At 63.2% G+C, this 26,306-nt stretch carries 26 protein-coding genes; 10 read left to right on the top strand and 16 right to left on the bottom strand.

Annotation, left to right across the window (positions count from 1 at the left end):
* Window positions 1-9 precede the first annotated feature (9 nt).
* From ABFY71_RS03030 to ABFY71_RS03020, 3 genes are read left to right on the top strand one after another with little or no spacing between them, the layout of a single operon-like run.
* Entirely contained in the window at window positions 10-678 is a 669-nt protein-coding gene (locus ABFY71_RS03030) for a hypothetical protein (RefSeq protein WP_347944624.1), read from the top strand.
* Entirely contained in the window at window positions 675-1,445 is a 771-nt protein-coding gene (locus ABFY71_RS03025) for a hypothetical protein (RefSeq protein ID WP_347944623.1), read from the top strand. The genes ABFY71_RS03030 and ABFY71_RS03025 overlap by 4 nt, the downstream gene beginning before the upstream one ends.
* A 44-nt stretch (window positions 1,446-1,489) precedes the next feature.
* On the top strand, window positions 1,490-2,230 hold the full coding sequence (locus ABFY71_RS03020) for a hypothetical protein (protein WP_347944622.1): 741 nt from the start codon (window positions 1,490-1,492) through the stop codon (window positions 2,228-2,230).
* A 433-nt stretch (window positions 2,231-2,663) separates the two neighbouring features.
* On the opposite strand, the gene ABFY71_RS03015 is transcribed toward ABFY71_RS03020, so the two are convergent.
* Entirely contained in the window at window positions 2,664-3,440 is a 777-nt protein-coding gene (locus ABFY71_RS03015) for an N-acyl amino acid synthase FeeM domain-containing protein (RefSeq protein WP_305577012.1), read from the bottom strand.
* Between the two features lie 106 nt (window positions 3,441-3,546).
* Window positions 3,547-5,856, bottom strand: coding sequence for a putative bifunctional diguanylate cyclase/phosphodiesterase (locus ABFY71_RS03010; protein WP_347944621.1), 2,310 nt, complete (start codon window positions 5,854-5,856; stop codon window positions 3,547-3,549).
* 388 nt (window positions 5,857-6,244) lie between these two features.
* Here ABFY71_RS03010 and ABFY71_RS03005 point away from each other — a divergent pair, with 388 nt between their 5' ends.
* The gene (locus tag ABFY71_RS03005) at window positions 6,245-6,535 is read left to right on the top strand and encodes a 4a-hydroxytetrahydrobiopterin dehydratase (RefSeq protein ID WP_347944620.1); all 291 of its coding nucleotides are present in this window, start codon (window positions 6,245-6,247) and stop codon (window positions 6,533-6,535) included.
* A 28-nt stretch (window positions 6,536-6,563) separates the two neighbouring features.
* Here ABFY71_RS03005 and ABFY71_RS03000 read toward each other — a convergent pair whose 3' ends face one another.
* The 3 genes from ABFY71_RS03000 to ABFY71_RS02990 are packed head-to-tail and all read right to left on the bottom strand — an operon-like array spanning window position 6,564 to window position 12,356.
* Window positions 6,564-9,995, bottom strand: coding sequence for an error-prone DNA polymerase (locus tag ABFY71_RS03000; RefSeq protein ID WP_347944619.1), 3,432 nt, complete (start codon window positions 9,993-9,995; stop codon window positions 6,564-6,566).
* Window positions 9,992-11,665 (bottom strand): Y-family DNA polymerase, encoded by a 1,674-nt coding sequence (locus ABFY71_RS02995; protein WP_347944618.1) that lies wholly within the window; start codon window positions 11,663-11,665, stop codon window positions 9,992-9,994. Before ABFY71_RS02995 ends, ABFY71_RS03000 begins: the two co-directional genes overlap by 4 nt.
* Complete coding sequence (locus ABFY71_RS02990) at window positions 11,553-12,356, bottom strand: hypothetical protein (RefSeq protein WP_347944617.1); 804 nt, start codon at window positions 12,354-12,356, stop codon at window positions 11,553-11,555. The genes ABFY71_RS02995 and ABFY71_RS02990 overlap by 113 nt, the downstream gene beginning before the upstream one ends.
* 248 nt (window positions 12,357-12,604) lie before the next feature.
* Between ABFY71_RS02990 and ABFY71_RS02985 the strand changes: the two genes are divergently transcribed.
* Window positions 12,605-13,042 carry a tellurite resistance TerB family protein gene (locus tag ABFY71_RS02985; RefSeq protein WP_305577024.1) on the top strand — a complete coding sequence of 146 codons (438 nt, stop codon included), beginning with the start codon at window positions 12,605-12,607 and terminating at the stop codon, window positions 13,040-13,042.
* Window positions 13,043-13,279: 237 nt separating this feature from the next.
* Here the strand turns inward: ABFY71_RS02985 and ABFY71_RS02980 are convergent, their stop codons facing one another.
* The 5 genes from ABFY71_RS02980 to sdhC are packed head-to-tail and all read right to left on the bottom strand — an operon-like array spanning window position 13,280 to window position 16,992.
* Window positions 13,280-14,062, bottom strand: a complete 783-nt coding sequence (locus tag ABFY71_RS02980; protein WP_347944616.1) for a succinate dehydrogenase iron-sulfur subunit — start codon at window positions 14,060-14,062, stop codon at window positions 13,280-13,282.
* Between the two features lie 48 nt (window positions 14,063-14,110).
* On the bottom strand, window positions 14,111-14,398 hold the full coding sequence (locus ABFY71_RS02975; protein ID WP_305577028.1) for a hypothetical protein: 288 nt from the start codon (window positions 14,396-14,398) through the stop codon (window positions 14,111-14,113).
* Window positions 14,398-16,209: a succinate dehydrogenase flavoprotein subunit gene (gene sdhA / locus ABFY71_RS02970; RefSeq protein ID WP_347944615.1), complete on the bottom strand. Its 1,812-nt coding sequence runs from the start codon at window positions 16,207-16,209 to the stop codon at window positions 14,398-14,400. The genes ABFY71_RS02975 and sdhA overlap by 1 nt, the downstream gene beginning before the upstream one ends.
* 5 nt (window positions 16,210-16,214) lie before the next feature.
* Window positions 16,215-16,604, bottom strand: coding sequence for a succinate dehydrogenase, hydrophobic membrane anchor protein (sdhD, locus tag ABFY71_RS02965; RefSeq protein WP_305577032.1), 390 nt, complete (start codon window positions 16,602-16,604; stop codon window positions 16,215-16,217).
* A 1-nt stretch (window position 16,605) separates the two neighbouring features.
* The gene (gene sdhC, locus ABFY71_RS02960) at window positions 16,606-16,992 is read right to left on the bottom strand and encodes a succinate dehydrogenase, cytochrome b556 subunit (RefSeq protein ID WP_347944614.1); all 387 of its coding nucleotides are present in this window, start codon (window positions 16,990-16,992) and stop codon (window positions 16,606-16,608) included.
* Window positions 16,993-17,283: 291 nt separating this feature from the next.
* On the opposite strand from sdhC, the gene ABFY71_RS02955 reads away from it, so the two are divergent.
* Window positions 17,284-17,865 carry an NUDIX domain-containing protein gene (locus ABFY71_RS02955; protein WP_347944613.1) on the top strand — a complete coding sequence of 194 codons (582 nt, stop codon included), beginning with the start codon at window positions 17,284-17,286 and terminating at the stop codon, window positions 17,863-17,865.
* A 32-nt stretch (window positions 17,866-17,897) separates the two neighbouring features.
* Here the strand turns inward: ABFY71_RS02955 and ABFY71_RS02950 are convergent, their stop codons facing one another.
* Both ABFY71_RS02950 and ABFY71_RS02945 read right to left on the bottom strand, forming a co-directional pair.
* Window positions 17,898-18,104, bottom strand: a complete 207-nt coding sequence (locus tag ABFY71_RS02950) for a hypothetical protein (protein ID WP_347944612.1) — start codon at window positions 18,102-18,104, stop codon at window positions 17,898-17,900.
* A gap of 91 nt (window positions 18,105-18,195) precedes the next feature.
* Window positions 18,196-18,402, bottom strand: coding sequence for a DUF1737 domain-containing protein (locus ABFY71_RS02945; RefSeq protein WP_347944611.1), 207 nt, complete (start codon window positions 18,400-18,402; stop codon window positions 18,196-18,198).
* Between the two features lie 72 nt (window positions 18,403-18,474).
* On the opposite strand from ABFY71_RS02945, the gene ABFY71_RS02940 reads away from it, so the two are divergent.
* Complete coding sequence (locus ABFY71_RS02940) at window positions 18,475-19,116, top strand: carbonic anhydrase (RefSeq protein WP_347944610.1); 642 nt, start codon at window positions 18,475-18,477, stop codon at window positions 19,114-19,116.
* 406 nt (window positions 19,117-19,522) lie between these two features.
* A complete protein-coding gene (locus tag ABFY71_RS02935; RefSeq protein ID WP_347944609.1) occupies window positions 19,523-19,768 on the top strand; it encodes an EF-hand domain-containing protein in 246 nt (81 codons plus the stop codon).
* Between the two features lie 77 nt (window positions 19,769-19,845).
* Here ABFY71_RS02935 and ABFY71_RS02930 read toward each other — a convergent pair whose 3' ends face one another.
* The 3 genes from ABFY71_RS02930 to ABFY71_RS02920 all read right to left on the bottom strand — a co-directional run bounded on the left by ABFY71_RS02930 (window position 19,846) and on the right by ABFY71_RS02920 (window position 22,835).
* Window positions 19,846-20,715, bottom strand: coding sequence for an EamA family transporter (locus ABFY71_RS02930; RefSeq protein ID WP_347944608.1), 870 nt, complete (start codon window positions 20,713-20,715; stop codon window positions 19,846-19,848).
* Window positions 20,715-21,590: an EamA family transporter gene (locus ABFY71_RS02925; RefSeq protein ID WP_347944607.1), complete on the bottom strand. Its 876-nt coding sequence runs from the start codon at window positions 21,588-21,590 to the stop codon at window positions 20,715-20,717. The genes ABFY71_RS02930 and ABFY71_RS02925 overlap by 1 nt, the downstream gene beginning before the upstream one ends.
* A gap of 192 nt (window positions 21,591-21,782) precedes the next feature.
* A complete protein-coding gene (locus ABFY71_RS02920; RefSeq protein ID WP_347944605.1) occupies window positions 21,783-22,835 on the bottom strand; it encodes an aspartate-semialdehyde dehydrogenase in 1,053 nt (350 codons plus the stop codon).
* Between the two features lie 396 nt (window positions 22,836-23,231).
* Here ABFY71_RS02920 and ABFY71_RS02915 point away from each other — a divergent pair, with 396 nt between their 5' ends.
* Window positions 23,232-24,422, top strand: coding sequence for a BaiN/RdsA family NAD(P)/FAD-dependent oxidoreductase (locus tag ABFY71_RS02915; protein WP_347944604.1), 1,191 nt, complete (start codon window positions 23,232-23,234; stop codon window positions 24,420-24,422).
* A gap of 18 nt (window positions 24,423-24,440) precedes the next feature.
* On the opposite strand, the gene ABFY71_RS02910 is transcribed toward ABFY71_RS02915, so the two are convergent.
* A complete protein-coding gene (locus tag ABFY71_RS02910; protein WP_347944603.1) occupies window positions 24,441-25,037 on the bottom strand; it encodes an acyloxyacyl hydrolase in 597 nt (198 codons plus the stop codon).
* A gap of 166 nt (window positions 25,038-25,203) precedes the next feature.
* Between ABFY71_RS02910 and ABFY71_RS02905 the strand changes: the two genes are divergently transcribed.
* Window positions 25,204-26,214, top strand: coding sequence for an LLM class flavin-dependent oxidoreductase (locus tag ABFY71_RS02905; protein WP_347944602.1), 1,011 nt, complete (start codon window positions 25,204-25,206; stop codon window positions 26,212-26,214).
* Window positions 26,215-26,306 lie beyond the last annotated feature (92 nt).

The raw sequence follows: 26,306 nt of genomic DNA, 5'->3' as shown, positions 1-26,306 counted from the left end.
CTTGTTGCCATGACGATTGCGAACCCCAAGGCTTTTAGCAAAATGCCAGATACGGCGCGGCTCAAGCTCCGCCTTTTCGAGAACAAATTCTCCGAAACCCTAGAGTTCGGAACTGTTGGGGCAATGAAGACAACTGCTGAAATCAAAAACAGCGCCTTCTCCGCTCCATCGTGTCAGCTGCGTGTGGTTGCCACGGATGAAAATCAGAAAGGTCTTCTTCTGGGAAGCACCGATACGTGGACACTCCGCACTGGAGGTGATGACGACGGCGGCACCGCAAGTGAAGGGATCCTGCTGTTCCAACCGCATGACATCGCCCCGCGGGGCTGGAAGCTCGACGTCCGCGAAGACGATTACCCGATCGTCTACATCGACAAGAATATCCCGGATTCGCGTACATGGGTCCGAAATGATCCCGTTTTCGTTAGTTGCGTATTGCCCGCCATTATCCGCGAAGTGTTTGATGACATCCTCTTTGCCAGCGCTCAGCCAGAGCAGGAATGGGCAAGGGATTGGCTCAACTGGGCCGACACGCTGATGCCAGGCAAGGCCCCGCCATGGACTGAGGGCCGTCCGCAGAGGCAGGCCTGGATCGCTGATTTGCTCGACAGCTTCTGCCAAAGACATGGCATGCTGGACCAGTTGATAGGAAAGCTCAAACAGGAGGCGGCAACGTGAGTACCTACCCTTTCCTATATCAGTTCAACGCTGCCGGATTAGACGCCTTCGAGAAAGTCTTCACCGGCCAAATCGACGATTCTGCTATCAATCCGATGGATAGCACGTTGGCTATTCATTTGCCGGGTACCAAGCCCTTCTCCTCGGCAGAATTTCTAACAGCTAAAGAGATGGCCGAAGCAGTTCTCGCTTCCATTGGCACCGCCAATCTCTTTGATCTCCTTCCCAACGCGGGACTGTGGGCGTGGCTGACCTTCGTCATGCGCGACCAGCTCTTCAAGAAGGGGGGCGACGGCACATGGAAGGTGGGGGAAGTCCATCGCTGGTATCCAAGCAATCCAAATGACTGGCAGAAGGGCCAGCGGCACCTAGTCCGGATGCCAGTGCTGCTTCTCAAATCGCTTGGCGACACCGCTGATCACTTGCTTTGTAGCGCGGCTTCGGTTCTGCCTGAAATCCGTGAACAGCTCACCAGCCAACAGGATATGTTCAATCCCTCATTCCAGCAGGTGGCTCGGGTCCTCTACTTCAATGATGACACAAGCACACTTAAGCGCGGTGCTGGCGGTAAGAGCGGCGGTACGCCGCGCAGGCTAGCGAAGGTGCGTCAGCAGCTTGATGTAACCTGGGATCTAGAGGACCTAGACGCCATGAAGATCATTGAGACCCTGCCCGTTGAGTTCTCGCGTTTCAAGACCAAGCCACTTTCGGGCAAGTCCGTAGTGAGCAAACTTGATTCCAAACCTATGCCCGGCACCTCTATGTAGCCAGATATCTAAGACAACTTTCAATCGGGTGGTCGAGAGCAAAAGTGGCAAACACGAAGCTGGGAAATGATGTTTGGAACGATGATGAGCTTCGAGCGTCCGTGGACGCCTACCTTTACATGCTCCGGCTGGAAGTTGCTTCGATTCCATACTCGCTAACGGACTACTCGAAATTCCTGCAGACAGGGCCGCTGCGGGACAGGAATGACGCGTCCATTCGGTACAGGATGCGGAACATCTCTCAAGTCATGGAAGAGCGAGGCGCGCCGATCCTGCGCTCGTTTTCGCCAGCGCCGCAAGTGGGGAGAAACGTAAAGAAGAAGATAAACGAGCTCCTCGACGAAAGGCAGGTACCAACGCGGACGCAGGAAACGCGTAGTGCCCGCCGCGAAGGGCCGATTGAACTTTCAGATATTCTGGCCAGCCTAGATGAACTTAAGGACCTGCTCGCGAACTTGGAGCCTCAGCATATGGCGGGCTTCGGCCACAATAACCCGCCTGGCATATACGCCATCACTCCCGAAGATGTCTTGGATGCCAGCGATACGGTTACCGCGCTGGGTCGTGAACTCTCGAGTGAATTGACCGACCGGCAGTCCATATCTGAGTTGACGGATAGGCTAGGCAGGTTTGGTCTAAAACTGGCGATCTGGACGGGTCAGCGGATCACCGATTTCGCGAAGGCGGGGTCCATAGCCGCGGGAACCGGTTTCGGGGTGTGGATTACCGGATTAGGCGATCACATCATTGAAGCCCTTCACATGATAGCCAAGTTCGTGGGGTGATGGTCGCATCATGGAAGAGTAAGTTACACGAAATCGCATGAGTGGGACATCCCGACGCCCATGGACTCCCGCCCCCGCCCCGAACTGTGAGTGCCGTTGATAGGGGGAGGTCCGGTGGGTGCGATGCCGATTAGTAGGGCCAACCGCGAACTGTAGGCTGCTAGTAGTGTCGCGGGATCAAAGGGGTGGCAACCGGGTGATACCCTGTGCTATCTCTCAGCTCCCAAAAGTGGATTCCGGCCAATGGCTTGTCCAGTAGGGTCCAACGATTTCGTAGAGCGTCTAAATCTCTGATATTGTTACGAAAAACAATTCGTAATGATGGGGTCAGGTGTTCGAGTCACCTATGCGGCACCATTTTCCAATTACAGCGCGAGTCTGGGGCGCGATGGCTTTCGGGGATGCTGGCGGCAGTGCGCCTGGCTGTGACCCATCAGACCTGCGCGTACGCGTCAAGGGCAGCTTCATAGGCCTGGCGCGCCGAGGCGGGGACATGGAGATTGCCGGCCTTTTCCAGCTTCTGGGTGAACAATTGCTGGCGTTCGGCAGGGGTGGACAAAAAGAACGGGAAGCGCTCGGCGACGCGGGAGCGAATGGCCTCCACACTGGCCGCGAACAGGGCCACCGGAAAGTGCAGCCCGGGATAGCTGCGTGCCTCGCCCAGCGGTTCGGAGCCGAATACGCGCTTGTAGAAGGCGCCGTGTTCGGGGCGCACCAGCGCCAGGCATCGATCAGCCCCGAAATGCACCGAGGCCATGGCGGCCATGCGCAGGGTCAGAAATGGCAGCGCCGGATAGGCCAGCGAGGCTTCATGGTCGGCGGTGAAGCGGCTGGGGTCGATAAAGCTCATGCCCTGATCCAGCATGGGGCCCAGCACATCGGGGAATACCTTCATGCTGGGGGAGTGCGGACAGGCCTGGGTCAGATGGTGCAGCCGGATCGAGCTGACCAGCTGGCCATCAATGTAAATGCCAAAACTCATGCCGTTGGCCGTGGCATCAAGATCGTCAATGCAGATCTCTTGGGGATTGTGATCCATGAAGCCCTCCCGCGTATAGGCGCGATAGCGCAGCCGGTAGATGGGATCATCGATCACCGAGGGGTCAACGCGCATATAGCTGACCCGGTCCAGAATATCGAGCAATGTGCCGGAGAAACGCGAGGGTTTCCCGACCCGTGCCGCCGCAGCGCCGTCGGAATCAATTGGCATGTTCTGCTCGCTGTCTCATTTTGCTGCGGGCACGGTAACCATTGATTAACCTTGGGATAAGCGGCAATGCGCGTTCTTGGTTAATGCCGGCACTTCTGCGCGGGCACTAACGGGCTGTCGCCGGCCTGGCCATTGCGGGGCCTTTGGCGCCGCAACGCGTGCGCAGCAGGCAGGTCATGGCCTCCAGGTCCAGCGGCTGGCCATAGACGAAGCCCTGGATCTGGTCGATTCGGGTTTGCGACAGCAGCAGGTTGAGCTGCTCCTCGGTTTCCACACCCTCGACGGTGACCTTGAGATCAAGATCCTTGCCCAATTGGGCAACATTGGCCAGCAGGCGCAACGCCTGCGGATTGGTGGTGATTTCCATTACGAAGCTGCGATCGATCTTGAGCTTGGTCAGGGGCAGGGACTGCAGATAGCTCAGTGAGGAATAGCCGGTGCCGAAATCGTCGAGCGCCACGCCGATGCCACGGGCACACAGGGCCGCCAGGGCGACCGTTGCGGCCTGCTGCTCTTCGATGACGGCCGTCTCGGTGACCTCGATCTCCAGCCGATGGGCCGCCAGGCCCGAATGCTTGAGGGCATCGGTGACGATGGCTTCGACATCGCTGGCCCGGAAGTCGCGGGCCGATATGTTGACGGCCACGCAGATATCGTCCGGCCAGGTGCTGCAGTCCCGGGTTGCCTTGGCCAGGACGGCGCGCGTCAGGTCGGTAATCATGCCGGTTTCCTCGGCGATGGGAATGAACACCGCCGGTGAAATCTGGCCGTGTTCGGGATGATTCCAGCGGGCCAGAGCCTCGCATCCGACAATCTTGTCCTGTCGGGGATCAATCACAGCCTGATAGACCAGCGTTACCTGGTCGTCGGCAATGGCCTGTTTGAGGTCGGCCTTCAATTGCTGGCGCAACCGATAGTCGGTGTCCATCTGATCGTGGAACTGCACGACCATGGCCTTGCCCCCGCTTTTGGCGGCACTGATGGCCAGATCCGCCTTGACCATCATATTGTCCAGATCATCATCGGGATTGTCGCTGATCACCAGACCGATACTGACATCGACTGCCAGCTTCCGGTCCGGGATGTGCATGTCAGCGGCCAGAATGGTGAACACGCGCTGGGATTGTTCGGCCAGCACTTCAGGCGAGGCGCCATCGGCACGGAAGGCGATGAACTCATCGCCACCCAGGCGGGCACAAATGGTGGGGGCGCCAAAGGCCCGAGGCAGGCGACGACCCAGTTCGGCCAGGACCGCGTCGCCAGCGATGTGGCCCATGGTATCGTTGATATGCTTGAAATCATCGACATCGACGATCCATAGCGCCGCATGGACAGGCTTTCCCTTGGTGCGCCGCTTACGCAAAGCCAGTTTGACCTGTTCGGAAAAATGGGCGCGATTGGACAGCCCCGTCAGTTCATCATGCCGCGCCATATGCGCGATGCGTTCCTCGGCAATAATCCGGGTGGAAACGTCCTCGAACAGCAGCACCGTCTTGGTGCGGCGCGAGGAGACCGAGATTTCGAAGTACTGATAGGGGTCGACGGCGAGCAGCAGCTTGCCGCTGGCGCGGGTATTGATCAGGTCGCGCAATTGATCGTAGGCGGCCTGCGGCATGCTGCTATTGGCCAAGGCCACATCGAACAGATCGCTGGCCGGACGCCCGACCCAGCCATCGGCACCGCCCAGGTCGAAGGCGTCGAGGGCGCGACCATTGGCCACTTCAATGATGCAGTCGCTGTCGAGCATGAGCAGGCCATGCTCGAGTGTGGTCAGGGCCGTGTCGAGCTGGCTTGCCAGTTGCGAGGCGGCAATCCGGCCATGCACGGCGCGCAGCAGAATATCGCGTGCATTGCCGGCAATGCCACGCAAGCTGGCAAAGAACGGCAGGAGCAGCAGGGTCAGCAGCGCATAATACAGATTGCCGACCAGCAGCAGGCCAAGGGCCAATGGCACGGCGATCAGCAGCACCTGGATGGTCATCAGCCGGTCAATGGCAAAGTTCCGCTGCGATACACCCACCAGAACCGAGACCGAGACCGAGGCGGCCGTCAATTCGGCAAAGGCGTCGCCAATCAGCCAGAAGCTGACCAGGCACCAGGTGCCATAAACCAGGGCGATGGCCGCGGCGCCCACAGTGGCCCGTATTTCCCAGTGCAGCGCCAGCTGCACATCGGTATCGGACAATTCTGCCGCCTCGAAGGCCCGCATGTCGGCATAGCGCAGCAGGCCGACCAGAATGAACAGGCCGACAAACACCCCCAGCAGAACGGACCCGGCCTCCAGCGCGGCGACTGCAGCGGCCAGCGCCGATCCAAAGGCGCCAAGCAGCATGGAGCGCCGGTCCTGGTAAAGCGAGCGGATCATCGACACATAGTCGACTGGCGGCAAAATCTTATGGGCGTCCTGGAAGACCATTGCCCGTCCTGTCTGAATTATCTTTGCTGGCCATGGTCTGGATCGGTTGGGTCTGGATCGGTTTGGCTCTGGATCGTCGCGGTGAATGAATGGATGGGAGCACGGCATGCTCTGCCAACGTGTTGTGGCGCAGAGTTAATTCGGGGCCGTTAAGATGGCCTTGCGGGACAGCAGAATGGGGCTGATGCAGGGGTGATTCCACAAAAAACAGTGAATCGGCGGTTAATGTCGCGGGAGCCGGTTGGCGCATGGGCGCGCTGCTGCGCTCAGGAGTGGCGGCGGCGGGCGTGACGCCTGATTGGGGTCCGGCGCGTCCCGATTGCCTTGGAAGTGTCGCTTTGCGCTTCTATCGCTGTGGGCATCAACGGCATGGCAAAGGGTGCGAAAAATGGTCGACAGACTGGGTGAGAATGAGCGCGAGAAGGGCCTGGGCGAGCTCAATGGCTGGGTCTATGACGCGGCGACGGGCGCCATCAGCCATGTGTTCAAGTTCAAGAATTTTTCCGAGGCATTCGGCTTTATGAGCAGGGTGGCGCTGGCGGCAGAGCAGGCCGGTCACCATCCCGACTGGTCCAATAGCTACAATAGCGTCACGGTGACGCTGACCACCCATGACGCCGGCGGGCTGAGCGCCAGGGATATCAGCCTGGCCAAGGCCATCGACGCCATCGTGGCCTGACGCCTGTCGCCGCGCTGAACGCCGGCCTTTAGTGGAAATTGCGTCCTTCGGGCAGGGCGGCAAAGGCGGCGCGGCGGGCTTTTTCGATTTCCAGCATCGCCTTGTGGTCGCGGCCGGGCTGCGGGCCCGAGCGCCCCTCATCGCCGCGCGCCAGTATCCTGTCGCCAATGTCCTGGCCATGGGCGAGGTCGAGCAGGTGATGGGTCAGGTCGGCGAGCTGCTCGGCAATGATGTGCACCACCAGCCCCTCGCGCTGCACCTGCCCGCGCACTGCCAGGAGCCGCGCGCCCAGCACGGTCCTGCGGTTGGCTTCGAACACCTTGGGCCAGATGACGATATTGGCGACGCCGGTTTCGTCTTCCAGTGTGGCAAAGATCACCCCGCTGGCCGTGCCGGGGCGCTGGCGCACCAGCACCAGCCCGGCCACTTCGATGCGGCTGCCGGGTTTGACGCTGAGCAATTGATCGGCGCGGGTGACGCGGCGCGCCTGCAAAATGGGCCGGATAAACTGCAGCGGGTGGCCCTTGAGTGAGAAGGAGAGGGTGGAATAGTCGTGGATCACCTCCTCGCCGGGCAGCATTTTGGGCAAGCCGGTCTCCCGGTCAGTCTCGGTCCCGACGCTGCCGGCAGCAACAAACAGGGGCAGCGTATCGGCGCCATGGGTGCCGATCAGGCCCTTGACCGCCCACAGCGCCTCGCGGCGGGACAGGCCGAGCGAGGCGAAGGCGTCGGCGCGGGCGAGCTTTTCCAGCGCCGCAATCGGCACCTGGGTGCGCAGCCAGAGATCGCGCACTGAATCATAGCCAGCGCCCCGCCGCGCCGCGATGCGGTTGATATCGGCCTCGGCCAGCCCCACGATCTGCGACAGGCCGAGCCGGATCGCGTGGGTGGCATGGATATGGCTGGCCATGGATTGATGCTGGGGCCAGAGCTGCGCGCTGGCGGGGCGGCTGCCGGTTTCCAGCACGCATTCCAGATCGGACAGGTTCACATCGACCGCGCGCACTTCCACACCATGTTCCACGGCGTCGCGAATGATCTGGGAGGGGGCATAAAACCCCATGGGCTGGCTGTTGAGCAGGGCGGTGGCAAACACGTCGGGATAGTGGCATTTCAGCCAGCACGAGGCATAGACCAACAGGGCAAACGAGGCCGCATGGCTTTCGGGAAAGCCATATTCGGCAAAGCCCTGGATCTGGGCAAAGCAGTTCTTGGCGAACGTTTCGGGATAGCCATTGGCCAGCATGCCGGCGATGAATTCGGTGCCAAACTGGGCAATGCGGCCGGTGCGGCGCCAGGCGGCCATGGCGCGGCGCAGGCTGTCGGCCTTGCCCGGGGAAAAGCCGGCCCCGACAATGGCGATCTGCATGGCCTGTTCCTGAAACAGCGGAATGCCCAGAGTGCGCCCGAGCACGTCCCTGAGCCTGTCATCGTGATAGTCTGCTTTCTCCAGGCCCTGGCGGCGGCGCAGATAGGGATGGACCATATTGCCCTGGATCGGGCCGGGCCGGACAATGGCCACCTCGATCACCAGATCGTAGAATTTCTCCGGCCTGAGGCGCGGCAGCATGCTCATCTGCGCCCGGCTTTCGATCTGGAACACGCCCAGCGTGTCGGCGCGCTGGATCATGGCGTAAACCTCGGCCTTTCTGGACTGGTCCTCGTCGACTTCTTCGCTCAGCAGATCGACCAGCGCCAGCGACCGGCCATAATGGGTCTGCATCAGCTCAAAGGCCCGGCGCAGGCAGCTGAGCATGCCCAGGGCCAGCACATCGACCTTGAGAATGGCCAGCGCGGCAATGTCGTCCTTGTTCCATTCAATGATGGTGCGGCTGTCCATGGCGGTCCTGGAGATCGGCACCAGGCTTTCCAGCGAATCGCGGGTGATGACGAAGCCGCCGACATGCTGGGACAGGTGACGGGGAAAGCCGCGCAGCACCTTGACCACCTCGAACAGCTGCGCCAGCACCGGGTCATCGGGGCTCAACCCGATAGTGCTCAGCTCGGCCGGATCGAGCCGCGCGCCGCCGCCCCAGCGCAGGCCGTTCAGCGCGGTCACGGTATCGTCGGAGACGCCGAACACCTTGGCGGTTTCGCGCATCGCCGATTTGGCGCGATAGGTGATGACATTGGCCGTCAGCCCGGTGCGCCTGCCGCCATATTTGGCATAGATATAGGCCATCACCTCCTCGCGCCGTTCATGCTCGAAATCGACGTCGATATCGGGCGGCTCGTCGCGCTCGGTGGAGATGAAGCGGCCAAAGACCAGCGAACTGGTCTCGGGGTCGACCTCGGTGATTTCCAGACAAAAGCAGACCGTGGAATTGGCGGCCGAGCCGCGCCCCTGGCACAATATCTTGCGCTGGTGGCGGGCAAACATGACGATGTCATGCACGGTCAGGAAATAGGCGGCGTAGCGCTTGTAGCCAATCAGGCAGAGCTCGGACCAGATGGCGCGCTTGGTCTTGTCCGAGACCCCCTGCGGATAGCGCCTGGCAGCCCCGGCCCAGGCCAGCCGCTCCAGCGTCTGCTGGGCGGTTTCGCCATTGCCGATGGTTTCTTCGGGGTAGTTGTATTTCAGCTGGTCGAGTGAAAAATCGATGCGCGCGAGCAGGCTTTGCGTCTGGGTGATGGCGTCGGGATAGTCGGCGAACAGCCGGGCCATTTCGCGCGGCGGCTTGAGGTGGCGCTCGGCATTGGCCGCCAGCTGCCAGCCCGCGGTATCGAGCGTCAGGTGCTGGCGGATACAGGTCACCACATCCTGCACCACGCGGCGGCTGGCGTGGTGATAGTGCACATCATTGCTGGCCAGCATCGGGGCGTTGTGCCGCTTGCCCAATTGATCGATGCGGTTGAGGCGGGCCCGGTCCTGGCCATCAAAACGCACCGCGCCGGCCACCCAGACGCGACCGGGCGCCTCCCTGCCCAGCCGGTCCAGCACCTGCTCGGTCCGTCCCCAATCGGTTTCGTCGGGGATGAGAATGAACATCTGCCCCTGCGCATAATTGCCGCCCGGGTCCGGTTCGGTCGCGGCGGCGCCAAACAGATCGGCGAAATAGAGGACCGGCCTGCCCTTGTCGCCGCGCTGATTGCCCAGGGTGAGCAATTGGCAGAGCCGCCCATAGGCCAGTCGCGTGCCGGGATAGGCGACAATGTCGGGCGTGCCGTCGGCAAAGCACAGCCGGACCCCCACCAGATAGCGGAAGTCCGGCGGCATGCTGGCCATGTCGCGGGCAGCCACATAGCCGCGCACCACGCCGGCAAAGCTGTTGCGATCGGTCAGGCCAAAGCCGGAAAGACCCAGGCTGGCGGCGGTATTGACCAGTTCCTCGGGGTGCGAGCCGCCATGCAGAAAGGAAAAATTGCTGGTCGACACCAGTTCGGCAAAGGCCGGCGCCGGCGGCAGCGGCGCGCGCGTGGCTTCGGCTGGAGCCTGCATCAGGGTGATCAGATCGCTCATGCGAACAGCCCGTGCAGATACCAGACCGGGCTGGCATCGGGGTGGTACAGCCCCTCGCGGAAAATCCAGAAGCGGCGGCCCATGGCGTCTTCGGCGATGTAGTAATCGCGGGTCACGGCAGACGGGTTGAAGCGCTCAAGCCGGGGCACATGGGGCGGGGGCCTCGGGGTTTCGCCGGGCTTGGCCGGCCTGGGGGGCTCGGGCGGGGCCAGCTGCAGGCGCTGGCCGCTGCGCCACCATTCGGCGCCCAGCCGTTCGGGGCCCGAGGCCCTGGTGATGCGATAGCTGATGCGGCGCCAGATCATCGAGGCGGGCAGCCCGTCGGGCACTTCGGCATTGATGGCAATGGGTTCGGGCACCGGCAACAGACGCAGGGGCCGATCCCGATCGGGGCCCGGTTCGGCTTGGGGGCCGGCGGCATGGACCATGGCCGGCACCAGTCGGGCGGCGCGTTCGGGAATATGGGTGGCGACGAACTGGGTGCGCAGCACCGCCATGGCGCCGAGCCGGCTGCTCATGCGGTCCTGCAGCTGGACCAGATCGTCGGTGCCGTCCGGGGTGGCGAAGGCGCCCAGTTGCGTGCCGTCGAGCTTGTCGACCGAACTGACCGCCAGGCGGATCATGTCGATGCCGAAGCCGGCGTCATATTCGCCGGCGAGCCGTTCGGCGCGGTGGGAGAACAGCTTGGCGATATGGTCGGGGTCGCGGCTCGGCCGGGCCGAATTGACCGAGAGCGTCATCACCTTGTGGTCGACGCGATAGAGAAACAGGTGAAAGGCCTGCGCCCCCAGCCCCTCGGCCTCGAGCCGCAGGCCGAGCTGGATGGCCAGATCACGGGTGGTCATCAACACATCGTCGAGCAGGCCGATCGGGTCGGGGAAGCGCCGTTCGGCATAGCGCTCGGCCAGAGGCAGGCGCGGCGTCAGGCGCTCTTCGAGCATGCCATAGGCCTGGTCGAGCCGGGTCAGCAGGCTCAGGCCAAAGCGGGCCTGTAGCGGCTTGCGCTCGCGCGGGCGCAGGGGGGCCAGCGTGGTCAGCCCCATCTGGGTGAGGCCCGCGATCTGCTCGGGGGTCAGGCGCAGGGCGCCAACCGGCAGGGCGTCGAGCACCTGGGCCAGATCGGTGTCCGCCACCACCTGGCTGCGGGCGAAATGGCTGACTGCCCAGGCCGCGCCGATGGTGGGGGCGATGGCCCCGGCCACGCTATAGCCGAGCGCCCGCAGGCGCGCGAGCAGGGTGCGCAACATGGCGTGTTCGCCACCGAACAGGTGAGCGACCCCGGTAATGTCGAGCACCAGATCGCCAAAGGCGCTGACATCGCCGAGTACCGCCACCAGCGGGCTGGCATTGGAATGCCAGTCGGCAAAATCGGCAAAGGCGGCGGTGAGCAGGGGGCGGTCGATTTCGCGCGCCGTCATTTCGGGCAGCATGGCGCGGGCATCGGCCAGGTTCTGTCCGAGCCGCAGCCCGGCCTGGGCCGCCTGCGGGTTCATGGCGGCCAGCCGCAGCCCGCCCTTGATGCGTTCATACAGCACCAGCGGGCCGCTCAGGCCCGGTTCACGCCGTTGCAGGTAGTCGGTGGGCCAATGGGGCAGGAACAGGGCCAGAAAGCGCCGCGTCGGCAGCAGGGAACAGGGCGCGGTTGGCCGCGTCGCGGATGATGAAACCATGATGTGTCCAGCCCAGAAGCCAATGGGTTTGCTGATTGTCGAGAATCCCCTTCTCCAATTGCGCCTGCCAGCGCGGGGCGCCCGGCGCCAGGGCGTCAAAGCGCCTTGTGGCACTCAGGGCAGGGGTGATGCGCCAGCGCAGATGCGCTGCGCTGGCCTCGCGCCCGGTGCCATAGCGCAGCAGCAGCATGGAGGCGCCGGCGTTGGCGCTGCGCAGGCCCAGCCGGCGGCTGGCGGTGAAATCGAGCAGCTTGTGCTGGCCGGCAATATCGGCGACCACGGCGGCCACGGCGCGGCAGGCAATCGCCTCTTCGGCGGCCCAGAGCAGTTCGGTCATATTGGCGACCCGCACCAGCACCAGCGCTGCCGGGTCAAAACCAAAGCTGAGCAGGCCGGGGCCATAGGGCAGGCCCATTTCCTGAGCCTCGTGCGCCAGCTGCAGATAGATCACGGCCGGACGCGACGGCGTGAGCAGGCTGCGGGCCTGGCCCAGGGCAAAGCCGAGCGCGGCGCCGGCATGGCGGCGCTCATCGGTGAAGACTTCCTGCAGCAGGCCGCCGGCAGGCAGCGGAAAGCCCGCCCCATCGGCCTGCAGCAGCGGGCGTGCCTCAGCCAGCGCCGGTTTGCGCTCAATATCGGCAATGGCATCCCGCAACGCCGCAAGGCGCTGCTGGCGATCTGGCGTGCCCATGGGCAACGGTCTTTCTATGCGAACAAACAGAGAACAAGTAGACTCCGATTCCGGCCGGAGTCGAGTCCTTTTTCGGCGCGACGACCCCCGATGAGTGTGGCTGTTGCGCACCAGGGCCGGTCAAGAGCGCGTGAGGGGGGCAGGTGTTGCTTGAGGAAACGGCCAGGATCGCTAAGTCTGAGGCGCCTGCCCTCCCGGCGCCAAACCCATTGCTGTTCCTGTCGTCCCGCGAAAAGAGGCTCGCCGCCATGTTCGAGGCCATTACCCGCCTGTTCAACAAACCCGAAGCGCTGGACAGCCGCGACCCAAAACTGTCGGTGGCGGCGCTGCTGGTGCATCTGGCGGCGGTGGACGGCCAGATGAGCGATGCCGAGCGGGGCACCATCAAGGGTGCGCTGATGGATCACTATGAGCTGGACGAAGGCGCGGTCGAGCAGCTGATCAAGGCGGCAGCATTGCGCGATGCCGAGGCGGTGGACCTCTACAGGTTCACCTCAAGCCTGTCCTCGCTGGAGCTGGCCGACCGGCTGGAAATCATCCGCATGATGTGGACAGTGGTGTTTGCCGACAGCAAGAACCACGAGCTGGAAGACAATATGGTCTGGCGCGTGGCCGAGCTGATCGGCGTCTCCAGTCGGGACCGCACCCTTCTGCGCCAGCAGATCGGCCGCGCCGAACAGGCTTGATGGCGTCCTCTGGGGGGGCTCTGGCTTTCCAGTCGTCTCCCTCCCCCTTGTGGGGAGGGATCAAGGGTGGGGGTGTCACGGCACCTGGCCTGCGGAACCACCCCCCACCCGGCTCGATCACGGACTTAGCCAATGCCAAGTCTTATCTCGGCCAAGTCCTATCTCGGCTAAGTCCTATCTCGCTGTCCCTCCCCACAGGGGGGAGGGAGGCCGACTGATAGTCTTTGGTTTGCCCCGCTAGGCCGCCTTGCGTTCGACCATCATCTTCTTGATCTGGGCGATGGCCTTGGCCGGGTTCAGGCCCTTGGGGCAGGCCTTGGAGCAGTTCATGATGGTGTGGCAGCGATAGAGCTTGAAGGGGTCTTCAAGGTTGTCGAGGCGCTCCTGGGTGGTCTCGTCGCGGCTGTCGATCAGCCAGCGATAGGCCTGCAACAGGGCGGCGGGGCCGAGATATTTGTCGCCATTCCACCAATAGGACGGGCATGAGGTCGAGCAGCAGGCGCACAGAATGCACTCATAGAGCCCATCGAGCTGGGCGCGCTGGGGAATGGTCTGGGTCCACTCTTTTTCAGGCGCAGGCGTGGTGGTCTTGAGCCAGGGCTCAATGGCGCGATGCTGGGCATAGAAGGTGGTGAGGTCGGGCACCAGATCCTTGACCACCGGCATGTGCGGCAGGGGGTAGATCTTGATCGGGCCGGCGCTGTCGCCCATGCCCTTGGTGCAGGCCAGCGTGTTGAGCCCGTTGATGTTCATCGAGCAGGAGCCGCAAATGCCCTCGCGGCAGCTTCGGCGCAGGGTCAGCGTGGCGTCGACCTTGTTCTTGATCCACAGCAGACCATCCAAAATCATCGGGCCGCAATCGTCGAGGTCGACGAAATAGGTGTCGATGCGCGGATTGGCCCCACTTTCGGGGTCATAGCGATAGATGTGGAACTCGCGCAGCCGCTGGGCATTGGCTGGCTTGGGCCAGGTCTTGCCCTTGGCTGGCCGGTCGGCCTTGGGGAGCATCAGTTCGACCATGTCTTCGGTCTTCCTTCTCAATACACGCCGGTCAACCAGCGCGACATCCTAATAGTCCGGCTTGCAGACCTGGTTGGATTTGGCGACGTAGGTGTTGTAGGCGACAAAATCGGTTGAGGCCGGGGTGCCGCCCCGCATCGAGGCGATCACCACGCCCATGAAGCGCTCATCGATCAGCGTCATGGCCGCCTTGGCCTTGCAGGCACACAGTGTTTCGTTGTCGGCAATGCCCATGCAGACGGCATAGAACTCGTCCTTTTGCGCGGCTGTTGGTGGCGCCGCCAGGGCGGGTCCACTCAACAGTCCGGCAAGAGCAAGGATCAGCGCCCACCGCATCAGTATACCCGTGCCTTGGGAGCGATCTTGCTGAGGTCGATGCCGCCTTCGCTTTCCGCCGTCAGCGGATCGACATGCACCGGCCGATAGCCGAGCCTGACGGCACCGGTGTCGCTATCGATCCAGCTCAATGTGTGCTTGCGCCAATTGGTATCGTCGCGACTGGGGAAATCCTCACGGGCGTGGGCGCCACGGCTCTCATGGCGGGCTTCGGCCGAGACCACGGTGGTCATGGCATTGGCCATCAGATTTTCCAGCTCCAGCGTTTCCACCAGATCCGAGTTCCAGATCAGCGAGCGGTCGGTGACGGCAATGTCCTTGAGTTGACCGTAGATTTCGCCAATTGCCTTGACGCCGGACTGCAGCGTTTCTGCGGTGCGGAACACGGCTGCATTGCGCTGCATGGTGTGCTGCATGGCGTCGCGAACCACGGCGGTGGGCTTGGAGCCGGCAGCGTTGCGCAGGCGATCGAAGCGGGCCAGGATCTTGTCGTCCTGGCTCTTGTTGATGGCCGGGATCGGCGCGTCGCGGTCCATCACCTTGCCGGCGCGGATGGCGGCGGCGCGGCCGAAGACCACCAGATCGGTGAGCGAATTGGAGCCGAGACGATTGGCGCCATGCACCGAGGCGCAGGCGGACTCGCCCACGGCCATCAGGCCGGGCACGATGGCGTCGGGATTGTCCGGCGTCGGGTTGAGCACTTCGCCATGATAATTGGCGGGGATGCCGCCCATATTGTAGTGCACGGTGGGAATGACCGGGATCGGCTCGCGCGTGAGGTCGACACCGGCAAAGATCTTGGCGCTTTCGGTGATGCCGGGCAGGCGCACTGCCAGCACCGCGGGATCAAGATGATCGAGGTGCAGGTAGATATGGTCCTTCTTGGGACCGACGCCGCGGCCTTCGCGGATTTCCAGCGTCATGCAGCGCGATACCACGTCGCGGCTGGCCAGATCCTTGGCATTGGGGGCATAGCGCTCCATGAAGCGCTCGCCTTCCGAATTGGTCAGATAGCCGCCTTCGCCGCGGGCGCCTTCGGTGATCAGCACGCCGGCGCCATAAATGCCGGTAGGGTGGAACTGCACGAATTCCATGTCCTGCAGCGGCAGGCCGGCCCGGGCCACCATGCCATTGCCGTCGCCGGTGCAGGTATGGGCCGAGGTCGCCGAAAAGAACGAGCGGCCGTAGCCACCGGTCGCCAGCACCGTGGTCTTGGCGCGGAAGCGATGCAGCGTGCCGTCGTCGAGCTTCCAGGCGATCACGCCCTCGCAGGCGCCATCCGCGCCCATGATCAGGTCGAGCGCGAAATATTCGACATAGAATTCGGCATTGTGGCGCAGGCTCTGGCCATAAAGCGTGTGCAGCATGGCATGGCCGGTGCGGTCGGCAGCGGCGCAGGTGCGCTGCACCGGTGGGCCATCGCCGAATTCGGTCATGTGGCCGCCAAAGGGGCGCTGATAGATCCTGCCGTCTTCGGTGCGCGAAAACGGCATGCCGTAGTGCTCTAGCTCATAGATGGCGGCCGGCGCCTCGCGCGCCAGATACTCCATGGCGTCATTGTCGCCGAGCCAGTCCGACCCCTTGACGGTGTCGTACATGTGCCATTTCCAGCTGTCGGGGCCCATGTTCTGCAAGGATGCGGCGATGCCGCCCTGCGCCGCGACCGTATGGCTGCGGGTGGGGAAGACCTTGGTGATGCAGGCGGTGCGCAGGCCCTGTTCGGCCATGCCCAGGGTGGCGCGGAGGCCCGCGCCGCCGGCGCCCACCACCACCACGTCATATTCGTGGTCGATGAGTTCGTATTGCGCCATGGTCACTAACCCCAGAAGACGAGCTTGAGAATGGCGGCCACGCCGGCCACCGCGATGAGGATGCAGAACGCGGTGTTGAGCATCATGTAGCGCTGGTAGGCGGCGCCGTGGAAATAGTCTTCCAGCGTGTCGCGCATGCCATTGCGCATGTGAATGGTGACGACCAGAAGCAGCGCCGCGAGCGGCAGGCCGACCCAGGCATTGCCAATGGTAGCCACCATGTCGGGGCGGTCCTGGCCGGCCAGGCGCAGCACGATGAAGGCCAGAAAGCCGACAAAGACGATATTGATCGCGCCGGTCAGCCGCTGGGTGATGAAATGGCGGGTCGAGGCCTTGGCATCGCCGTAGCGGGAGGTGGGATTGGCGATGACGGCGTCAGGAATACGGTCGGTCATATCAGCCCACCCACACAAAAATGGTCCAGACCAGCAGGGCCAGCACAATCGAGCCCACCAGATTGGCCCAGGCCAGGGCTTCGCGTTTGCCGGGCTCCATGCCGATGATGACATCCCAGATGAAGTGGCGGATGCCGCCCAGCATGTGATGCAGAATGGCCCAGCTATAGGCAAACAGCACCAGCTGGCCAAACCAGCTGCCAAACAGGTCATTGACCGGATTGAGCGCCTGCTGGCTGATCGCGGCGGCGCCGAGCCAGAGCACCAGCAGGGCGGTGCCGGCATAAAGGGCAATGCCGGTGGCGCGATGGGCGATCGACATCGTCATCGTGATGGTCCAGCGATAGATCTGGATATGGGGAGAAAGCGGGCGGGATCGAACCGTCATGAGGCCTCGCTGGCGGGCGGAAATCACCGCCGCAGTTTGGAATGGTTCGAGTCTTCTAGACCCCAAAGGTTACAAAATCAAAGCGGTTAACCGCCCTTGGCCTGCTACTTTTGGCGATAAGCGAACTTTGTTCGTATAGCGCACGCAATGTGCGCGTTTCGCAAAGTCTGGGCCGCCTGCGCCGGTGCGCCGCGGCAGTGCAAGGGGGCAATAACGCCCTGTTGGGCCAACATGGCTGGCGCCAGCGGCAGATTTGCGCCATAGCGCCGGCACAGAATCTGGGGAGACCGCATGTCCAGCAAGGTCAAGATCAATCGGGTGACCAAGCTCAGCCACAATTGGGGGCGCTTCGACAATTACGAGGTGACGCATGGCAGGCGCGACGGCAGCGAGCAGACGGTGACGCGCGAGGTCTATGACCATGGCAGCGCCGCAGCCGTCCTGCTCTATGCGCCACAGGCGCGCACGGTGATCCTGACCCGGCAGTTCCGCCTGCCGGTCTATCTCAATGGCGATCCGGCCTGGCTGATCGAAGTGCCGGCGGGCATGCTGGATGGCGAGGCGCCCGCGCTTGCGGCGCGGCGCGAGGCGCTGGAGGAAACCGGCTATGCGGGCGAGGATCTGGTCCTGCTGTGCAATGTCTATATGAGCCCGGGGTCGCTGACCGAGAAATGCGCCTGCTATCTGGGCCGCTATACGCCGGGCCAGCAGGCCCATCAGGGCGGTGGCCTGGCGGCCGAGGGCGAGGACATCGAAGTGCTCGAGCTGGGCCTCGATCAGGCACTGGCGATGATCGAGGCCGGTGACATCGCCGACGCCAAAACCGTTCTGCTGCTGCAGGCGCTGGCACTCCGGCTGGCGGCAGGCCTGTAGTCCGGCCCGACGCGCCACCACCATTGATCGCGTTATTGGATTTCAGCGGCGGCCTTGTTCGCGCGCGTCGTCATGACATTGTTGACGATTATCCCGACAATGACCGCTCCAAAGAGCTTTACGGCGCCCATCAGCGCCGGCTCAAACTGGACGTACTGAAAGACAAGTCCGCACAGTCCCCAAAACAGGAGAAATGCGACAATAGCGCAAACAAGGGGAATAACGTGCTTCTTGAACATAGACCAACCGTCCTGGAAAGTGCCTGCAAAGGCCCCTGGCTAGCATTGCGCCTGTTTAACAGCCGTAAATTCCCGCGCCCCGAACGCCGGCCTAATAATCGCTCAGCGGCTTGTCGGGATCATAGGGCTGATCCTTGGCCGCGCGGGTGACGGCCTGGCCGGCCCGCATTTTCTTGCTGTGCGAGTCAAAGGCATAGGTCGGTCCGCCATGCAGCTGCCAGCCCTGGCTGAGCGCCTTGGTGACCTTGTGGCAGAAGGCGGCGTCGTCCTCGCCGGTGAGAAATCGATAGATGAGCATGCATGCCCCCAATGCGTGAGCGCTGCACGCGCCCGATTGATCTTGTGACGTCTTAGCGCTATTCGAAATTTCATGCACAGATTTCCTGACTACCTGCTCAAAGGCCACGCCAACTTCATGGCTGGCCGCTATACGCGCGAAAAAGATCGCTATCGGGATCTGGCCAGTATCGGTCAAAGCCCCCAGACCATGATCATCGCCTGCTGCGACAGCCGCGCCGCGCCTGAAATGATCTTCGACAGCACGCCGGGCGAATTGTTCGTGCTGCGCAACGTGGCCAATCTGGTGCCGACCTATCAGCCCGATGGTGGCCAGCACGGTACCTCGGCGGGCATCGAGTTTGCCGTCAAGGCGCTGGGCATCGCCAATATCGTGGTCATGGGGCATGGCCGCTGCGGTGGCATCAAGGCGGCGCTCAGTCCCGATTCCAGCCCGCTCGACAGCGGGGACTTCATCGGCAAATGGATGAAAATGCTGGGCGGCCTGCCCGAGCAGATCGGCCACAATGAACTGATGACGCCCGGTGAGCGGCAGACGGCGCTGGAGCGCATCTCGATTCGCAACTCGATTGCCAATCTGCGCACCTTTCCCTATGTCGCCGACCTCGAGGCCGAGGGCAAACTGGCGGTGCATGGTGCCTGGTTCGACATCTCGACCGGTGAATTGTGGATCATGGACAGCGAAACCGGCGATTTCCTGCGGCCCGATCTGTAGCAGGTTCCAGTTGCCAGCCGGCAAGATCGGCCTGCGCGCAGTGTTCGAACACGCATAAAATTGCGTCCTGACCAGTTTCACGCCCCCGTGAACGCTGGTCATTGCGCGTTGTTCGACGCAACAGCACACTTGTTGTTCAGCATTGTCTCCGCGCAGCGTAAATACGTTCGTGTGATTGAATTATAGACCGGGCGAAACGGGTAAGATCTACAGCAAAAACGCGCGCCTTATTGTTGCTCATACTGCCCCAAAGTTACCCGATATTCTCCCGATATCTGCCCCGCTTCCGGCCCTTGTCGAACACAATGGCTGAGCATTGTCTGTGGCACGGGCTGCCAAGCTGCAGCGCGTCGGGGGCCGGTTGACCGGTCACCGCTTACCGACTCACTAATCGGAGCCACCTGCTATGAAAAAGATCGTTCTCTCCACCCTCGTCGTCCTTGGCCTGTCCGGCGCTGCCTTTGCGCAGGCTGCCACTGACTTCGTCGCCGTCGATGCCGATGCGAGCGGTGCCGTGACGCTTGAAGAAGCTCAGGTCGCCTGGCCCGAGCTGACGGCAGAAGCCTTTGCGGCGGCCGATACGGATGCCAATGGCGAACTGTCGGCCGAAGAGTATGGCCTGCTGGCATCGGCTGCGCCCGCCGCCATGTAAGCAAATGCCCCTCACGGGCATCGCAAGGCCACCCCAAGCAATTGGGGTGGCCTTGTTCGTCTGGCGGGGCAGGCGGGCTAGAGCAGGGGTGTCGCGCGGGGCCGCAGCAAAGTTACCAGCAGGCCGGCAATGACCAGCAGCGCCCCGACGATCTCGATCGAGGAGATGGTTTCGCCCAGCACCAGATAGCCCGAAGCCAGACCGGTAATGGGCACCAGGAGGGTAAAGGGCGCGACCACCGAGGCGGGGTGCTGGCCGAGCAGCCAGCTCCAGATCGCCATGCCAAGCAAGGTTGCGGGGTAGGCAAGGAAGGCGATCAGCGCGGCATCGCCCCAGCCAAAGCCCAGCAGGGCGTCCGACACCGCCAGCGGCCCTTCAAACAGCAGGGACAGCGCCAGAAGTGGCAACGGCACGACCAGGGCGCCCCAGACGGTGAGCGAGACCGGGTCAACCTTGCCCGCCTTCTTGATCAGGATATTGGCGGCGCCCCAGCACAGCGCGGCCAGCAGCGTCATGCCCAGCGGCAGCAGCGCCGCTCCGGCCAGCCGGTCGGCACCGATCACCGCAATGCCGGCAAAGGCGATGGCGGCCCCCAGCACCTGCACGCTGCGCGGGCGTTCGCCCAGCAGCACAAAGGCCAGCGCCATGGTAAAAAACGCCTGGGTCTGCAGCACCAGCGAACTCAGGCCCGCCGACATGCCCCAGGCCATGGCCAGGTTGAGAAAGCCATAGAGCCCAACGCCGAAGGCAAAGCCATAGGCCACGACCAGTGGCCAGGCCACCTTGGGCGGTTTGATGAAGAACACCAGCGGCAGGGCGGCAAACAGAAAGCGCAGGGCGGCGGCCAGCAGGGGTGGCAGGGCGGCGACACTGAGCTTGATGACGACGAAATTGAAGCCCCAGATGGCGACCACCAGCAGCGCCAGGGCGATGTGACGGATCGGCATCAGGCAGGCCGCAGCCGGGCCAGCAGGCGCGGTCCGAACACATTGAGCATCAGGCCGGCAAAGATCAGCACGCTGCCGGCCAGTTCGAGCGGCGACACGGCTTCACCGAGCAGCACGAAGGCCGCGGCAAAGCCGACCACCGGCACCAGCAGGGCAAAGGGCGCCACCAGTCCGGCAGGGTGGCGTCCGAGCAGAATGGCCCAGCCGCCATAGCCGAGCAGGGTTGAGCCATAGGCAATGAACAGCACCGAGAACAGGGCCTGCGGGCTGATGCTGACAAGGCTGGTCACGGCGCCGGGTCCTTCCAGCAGCAGGGCCAGCGCCAGCATGGGCAGCGGCGGGATCAGGCTGCCCCAGATGACAAAGGCAAACATATCGACCTTGCCGGCGCGCTTGGTGACGATGTTGGACATGGCCCAGAACAGCGAGGCCACCAGCGTCATCAGCAGCGGCACCAGCACGGCGCCGCCGAGATGTTCGATGCCGATGGTCAGCAGCCCGAGCAGGGCAATGGCCGCGCCGGTCAGGCGCAACGGGGTCGGGCGCTCGCCCAGAAACAGGGCGGCCAGTCCCATGGTGAAAAACACCTGCATCTGCATGACCAGGCTCGCCAGCCCGGCCGGCATGCCCATGCCGATGGCCGAAAACAGGAAGCTGAACTGCAGCACGCCCACGCTCATGCCATAGGCCAGCAGCAGGCTCCAGCTGACGGCGGGCCGGCGAACGAAGAAAATGGCGGGCAGCACGCAGCCGATATAGCGCAGGGCCGTCAGCATATAGGGCGAGACTTCGTCGACGCCCCATTTGATGGCCACGAAATTGAGGCCCCAGATGATCACGACGCCAAGGGCGAGAAGGAGGTCGCGTAGCGGCATGGTCACCTGCAGAGCTGTTAAGCGCGATGCCAGCAGGCGCTCGATCTGGCTCCCTCCCCCTGGTGGGGAGGGCTGGGTGGGGTGGTCTGGACAGGGTCGGAATGCCCGAACGCCCGCCACCCTTAATCCCTCCCCACCAGGGGAGGGAGAGTGTTCTGTGCAGAGCCGCCCTGCGTCGTTCTCAGCCCTCGGTCAGGCGGCGGTGGCCGCGTTGCGTGGCTTGAGGCCCAGCTCGATCAGCGTTTCGGCGATCTGGATGGTGTTGAGCGCGGCGCCCTTGCGCAGGTTGTCCGAGACAACCCAGATATTGAGACCGTTCTCGATGGTGGTGTCCTCGCGGATGCGGCTGACAAAGGTGTCGTATTCGCCGACGCATTCGACCGGGGTGGCGTAGCCACCAGGCTCGCGCTTGTCGAGCACCGTCACCCCCGGCGCCTCGCGCAGGATGTCGCGCGCTTCGTCCGCGCTGATCGGGTTCTCGAATTCGAGATTGATGGCTTCGGAATGGCCGACAAACACCGGCACGCGCACGGCGGTGCAGGTCACCTTGATCTTGGGATCAAGGATCTTCTTGGTTTCGGCCATCACCTTCCACTCTTCCTTGGTCGAGCCGTCTTCCATGAAGACGTCGATATGGGGAATGACGTTGAAGGCAATCTGCTTGGGGAACTTGCTGCCATTGCCGGGATTGTCGTTGACGAAAATGCCCTTGGTCTGGTTCCACAGCTCGTCAACGCCCTCCTTGCCGGCGCCCGACACCGACTGGTAGGTCGACACCACGGCGCGCTTGATCTTGGCAAAGTCGTGCAGCGGCTTGAGCGCCACCACCAGCTGGGCCGTCGAGCAATTGGGGTTGGCGATGATGTTCTTGCGGTTCCCATTGGCCAGCCAGGGGCCGAGCGAGGGGCCGTTCACTTCGGGCACGATCAGCGGCACATTGGAATCGTAGCGCCAGAAGCTCGAATTATCGATGACGATGCAGCCCGAGGCGGCAATGCGCGGACCCCAGTCCTTGGAAATCTCCGAACCCGCCGACATGATGGCGAAATCGACGCCCTTGAAGTCGAAATTTTCAAGGTTCTTGGCCTTGAGGATCTTGTCGCCATAGGAGATTTCGCGGCCGGTGGAGCGCGAGGAGGCGAGTGCGATCACCTCGGAGGCGGGGAACTTGCGTTCCGCCAGAATATTGAGAACTTCACGGCCCACATTGCCTGTGGCACCGATGACAGCGACGCGATAACCCATTTTTGGAACTCCAGTCCCTTACCATTTTCGCCCCCGCGCAAACCCTTGCGGTTTGCGGCCATTCGGATCAGCCTCTCCCCGTCGGGAGACGACCCGGGGAAAAGCGTCAGGCGGTTTTGGTGGTTTTGGCGGTTTTGGCCATGAGCGCAACGACGCCCCCGGCGGTGCGCCGGGTGAGTGCCAGGTCAGCAATGGAAAACACGCTGTGCATCATGGACTGCTTGGTTGGAAAAGCAGGCGAAGTCATACTCCACTGTAGGATTTAGTCAATGCTCGTCCTTGGCTCCTCCCGGCCCATCTCCGCCCAATGGCTGCGCGTGGCCATGACGGTTCGGCTTGGCAGGGACCCACGCTTGCCCTATGCCGGGCGTTCCCGCTTGCGCACAGGACCGCCCCATGCCTCACTATGATGTCGTCATTCTTGGCGCCGGCGCTGCCGGCATGATGGCCGCCATCGAGGCCGGGCGGCGCGGGCGCTCGGTGCTGCTGGTCGACCACCGCAAATATGCCGGCGAAAAGATTCGCATCTCGGGCGGCGGGCGCTGCAATTTCACCAATATCCACGCCACCATCGACAAGGGCCGCGATCGTTTCCTGAGCGCCAATCCGCGCTTTGCCCTGTCGGCGCTCAGCCGTTACACGCCCGACATGTTCATCGCCATGGTCAGGGATCACGGCATCCAGTTCCATGAAAAGACCCTGGGCCAGCTGTTCTGCGACGGGCCGGCGACGCAGATCAATTCCATGCTGCTCAATGAAATGCGCAAGGCCGGGGTGACGCTGGTGCTCGAAACCAGCGTCGAGGCGGTGGACCGCGGTACGGACGGTTTTTCGCTGCAGCTGAGCACCTCCTCGATCACCTGCGAGTCCCTGATCGTCGCCACCGGCGGCAAGTCGATTCCCAAAATGGGCGCGACCGGCCTGGGCTATCAGCTGGCCAGCCAGTTCGGCTTGCGGCTGACCGAGACGCGGCCGGGCCTGGTGCCGCTGACCTTTGAGACCGGGGCGCTGGAAAAGCTCAAGGCGCTATCGGGCATCGCCACCGATGCCATTGTCAGCCATGGCAAGACCGCGTTCGAGGAAGCGCTGCTGTTTACCCATCGCGGCCTGTCGGGGCCGGCCATCCTGCAGATCTCGTCCTATTGGCGCGAGGGCGATGCCATCGCGGTGGATCTGCTGCCGCATGAGGATGCCGGCGCAAAGCTGCGCGCGGCGCGCCGGGCGACGCCCAAGCTGCAGATCCAGACGGTGCTGGCGGGCTTTTTGCCCCGCAAGCTGGCCCAGCTGCTGGGCGAAGAGCTCGACATGACCGGCATGATCGGGGATTTTTCCGACAAGAAGCTGGCCGTGGTCGAAGCGATCCTCAAGGCCTGGACGCTGAAGCCGGTCGGCTCGGAAGGCTATCGCACGGCCGAAGTGACGCTGGGGGGGGTCGATACGCGCGATCTCGACGCCAGGACCATGGCCGCGCGGGACGTGCCGGGCCTTTATTTCGTCGGCGAGGTGGTCGATGTCACCGGCTGGCTGGGCGGCTATAATTTCCAGTGGGCCTGGGCCTCGGGCTGGGCCGCCGGGCAGGTGGCCTGACCGGTCCGTTTGCCCCGTCTAGAACTTCCAGCCCAGGCGCAGGCCGACATTGGACAGGCCCTGATTCATGTCGCACCAGCCATTATTGGACGTGTGCTCATAGGTCAGCGTTGCCGTTACAGTGTCGCTGACATGGGCGCCAATGCCATAGCGCTCGTAAAAATTCAGCCGGCAGCCGAAATTGGCGTAGCGCGTGTCGTCGGGCGAGCCGGTCAGATAGCCATTATGCACCGCGCCGCCGAAGGCGCCTTCGAGGTAGAGCGGGGTGTCAAAGATCGGCAGCTGCCAGGTCAGGCTCAGGTGCAGCAGGCTGTCCTGGCCATCGGTATTGATGGTGACGCCCAGATCGGGACGGGGCGAGCCGATCCAGCGGAAGGCGTCGAGGTCGGGCGATTTGAACAGCACCTCGAAGCTGACGTCCTCGATCTGGTTGAGCTTGTACTCCCAGGGCGGGGGAAACAGGATATAGCTGACGTCATGGGCATGCAGGCCGATGCGCAGCTCGTCGACCACATCGGCAAAGGGTTCAGGCGCGGTCAGGCTCTGGGCCTGGGCTGGGGTCGCCAAACTCATCGATGCTGCGATGGCAAGTAGAGCAAAGTGCAGTTTCGACACGACGGACCCCCAAGGCTGATGCACAGTAAAGGCGGCAATATTGCCATTGAGTCAACGTGGTGTGGCGCATTGGCGTGATTTTGTGACCGTGCGGCCACAAGGCGCCTCGCTTTCATCGTAATTTGACGATACAAGGCGGGCAATTGTTCTCAACCATGTGATTGCCATGACCGCCCCCTTCGCTCTGTCACTGCAGGACCTCGCCCCGATCGCCGAAGGCAGCACCACCGCGCAGGCCATGGCTGAAACCATCGCGCTGGCCAGGGCGGCCGACGGCCTGGGCTATACGCGGCTCTGGTATGCCGAGCATCACGGCATGCCGTCCATCGCCTCCTCGGTCCCCGAAATCCTGATCGGCAGCGCGGCGGCGCACACCACCGGCATTCGCGTCGGCTCGGGCGGCGTCATGCTGCTCAACCATGCGCCGCTGCGCATTGCCGAGGCCTATCGTACCCTCGAAGCGCTCCATCCGGGCCGCATTGACCTTGGATTGGGCCGCGCACCGGGCGGCGATGGCTATGCCATGCGGGCGCTGCGCAGTGGTGGTGGCGAGGAGTTCGCCAGCTATCTGGCCGAGCTGATGGCGTTTGATGAAGACGGTTTTCCGCCCGATCATCCCTATTCACGCGTGCCGGTGTCGCCGGGCGGGGTGCGCTTGCCGCCTAAATGGCTGCTCGGCTCGTCGGGCTCGAGCGCCCAGGCGGCCGGGCAATTGGGCTTTGGCTATGCCTTTGCCGCCCATTTCAGCCATACCCCGGCCGCGCCGGCCTTTGCGGCCTATCGGCAGGCCTTCCAGCCGACCGTGGAATTCCCCGCGCCGCAGACCATGCTGTGTGTCTCGGTGGTGTGCGCGCCCACCGACGAAGAGGCGCAGTATCTGTCGCGCTCGCAGGCGGTGAGCTGGGCGCTGTTCACCTCGGGCGAGCAGCGCAAGCTGATGAGCCCGGAAGAGGCCCATGCCAGGGTGCTGACGCCGCAGCAGCAGGCGGTGATCGATCACCAGTCGAGCCTGTGGATCGTCGGCTCGCCCAGCACGGTGCGCGATACCATTGCCGAAAAGGCCGAGGCCTGCGCTGCCGACGAGGTGATGATCACCACCACCATGCACAGCTACCAGCTGCGCCGGCGTTCCTACGAACTGGTGGCCAAGGCCTTTGATGTAACCCCGCGCGCCTGACCCTGTTGCGAAGTTTGCCTTGGCGGCGGCGCTGTTAACGTCTCATTGCGGCTGCGTCGTCTAGCATGGCGCAACATTTTTTCGCCCGGATT

Source organism: Devosia alba (assembly GCF_039938915.1).
GTDB classification, from domain to species: Bacteria; Pseudomonadota; Alphaproteobacteria; order Rhizobiales; family Devosiaceae; genus Devosia; species Devosia alba.
This window is presented reverse-complemented; position numbering and strand designations above follow the sequence as displayed.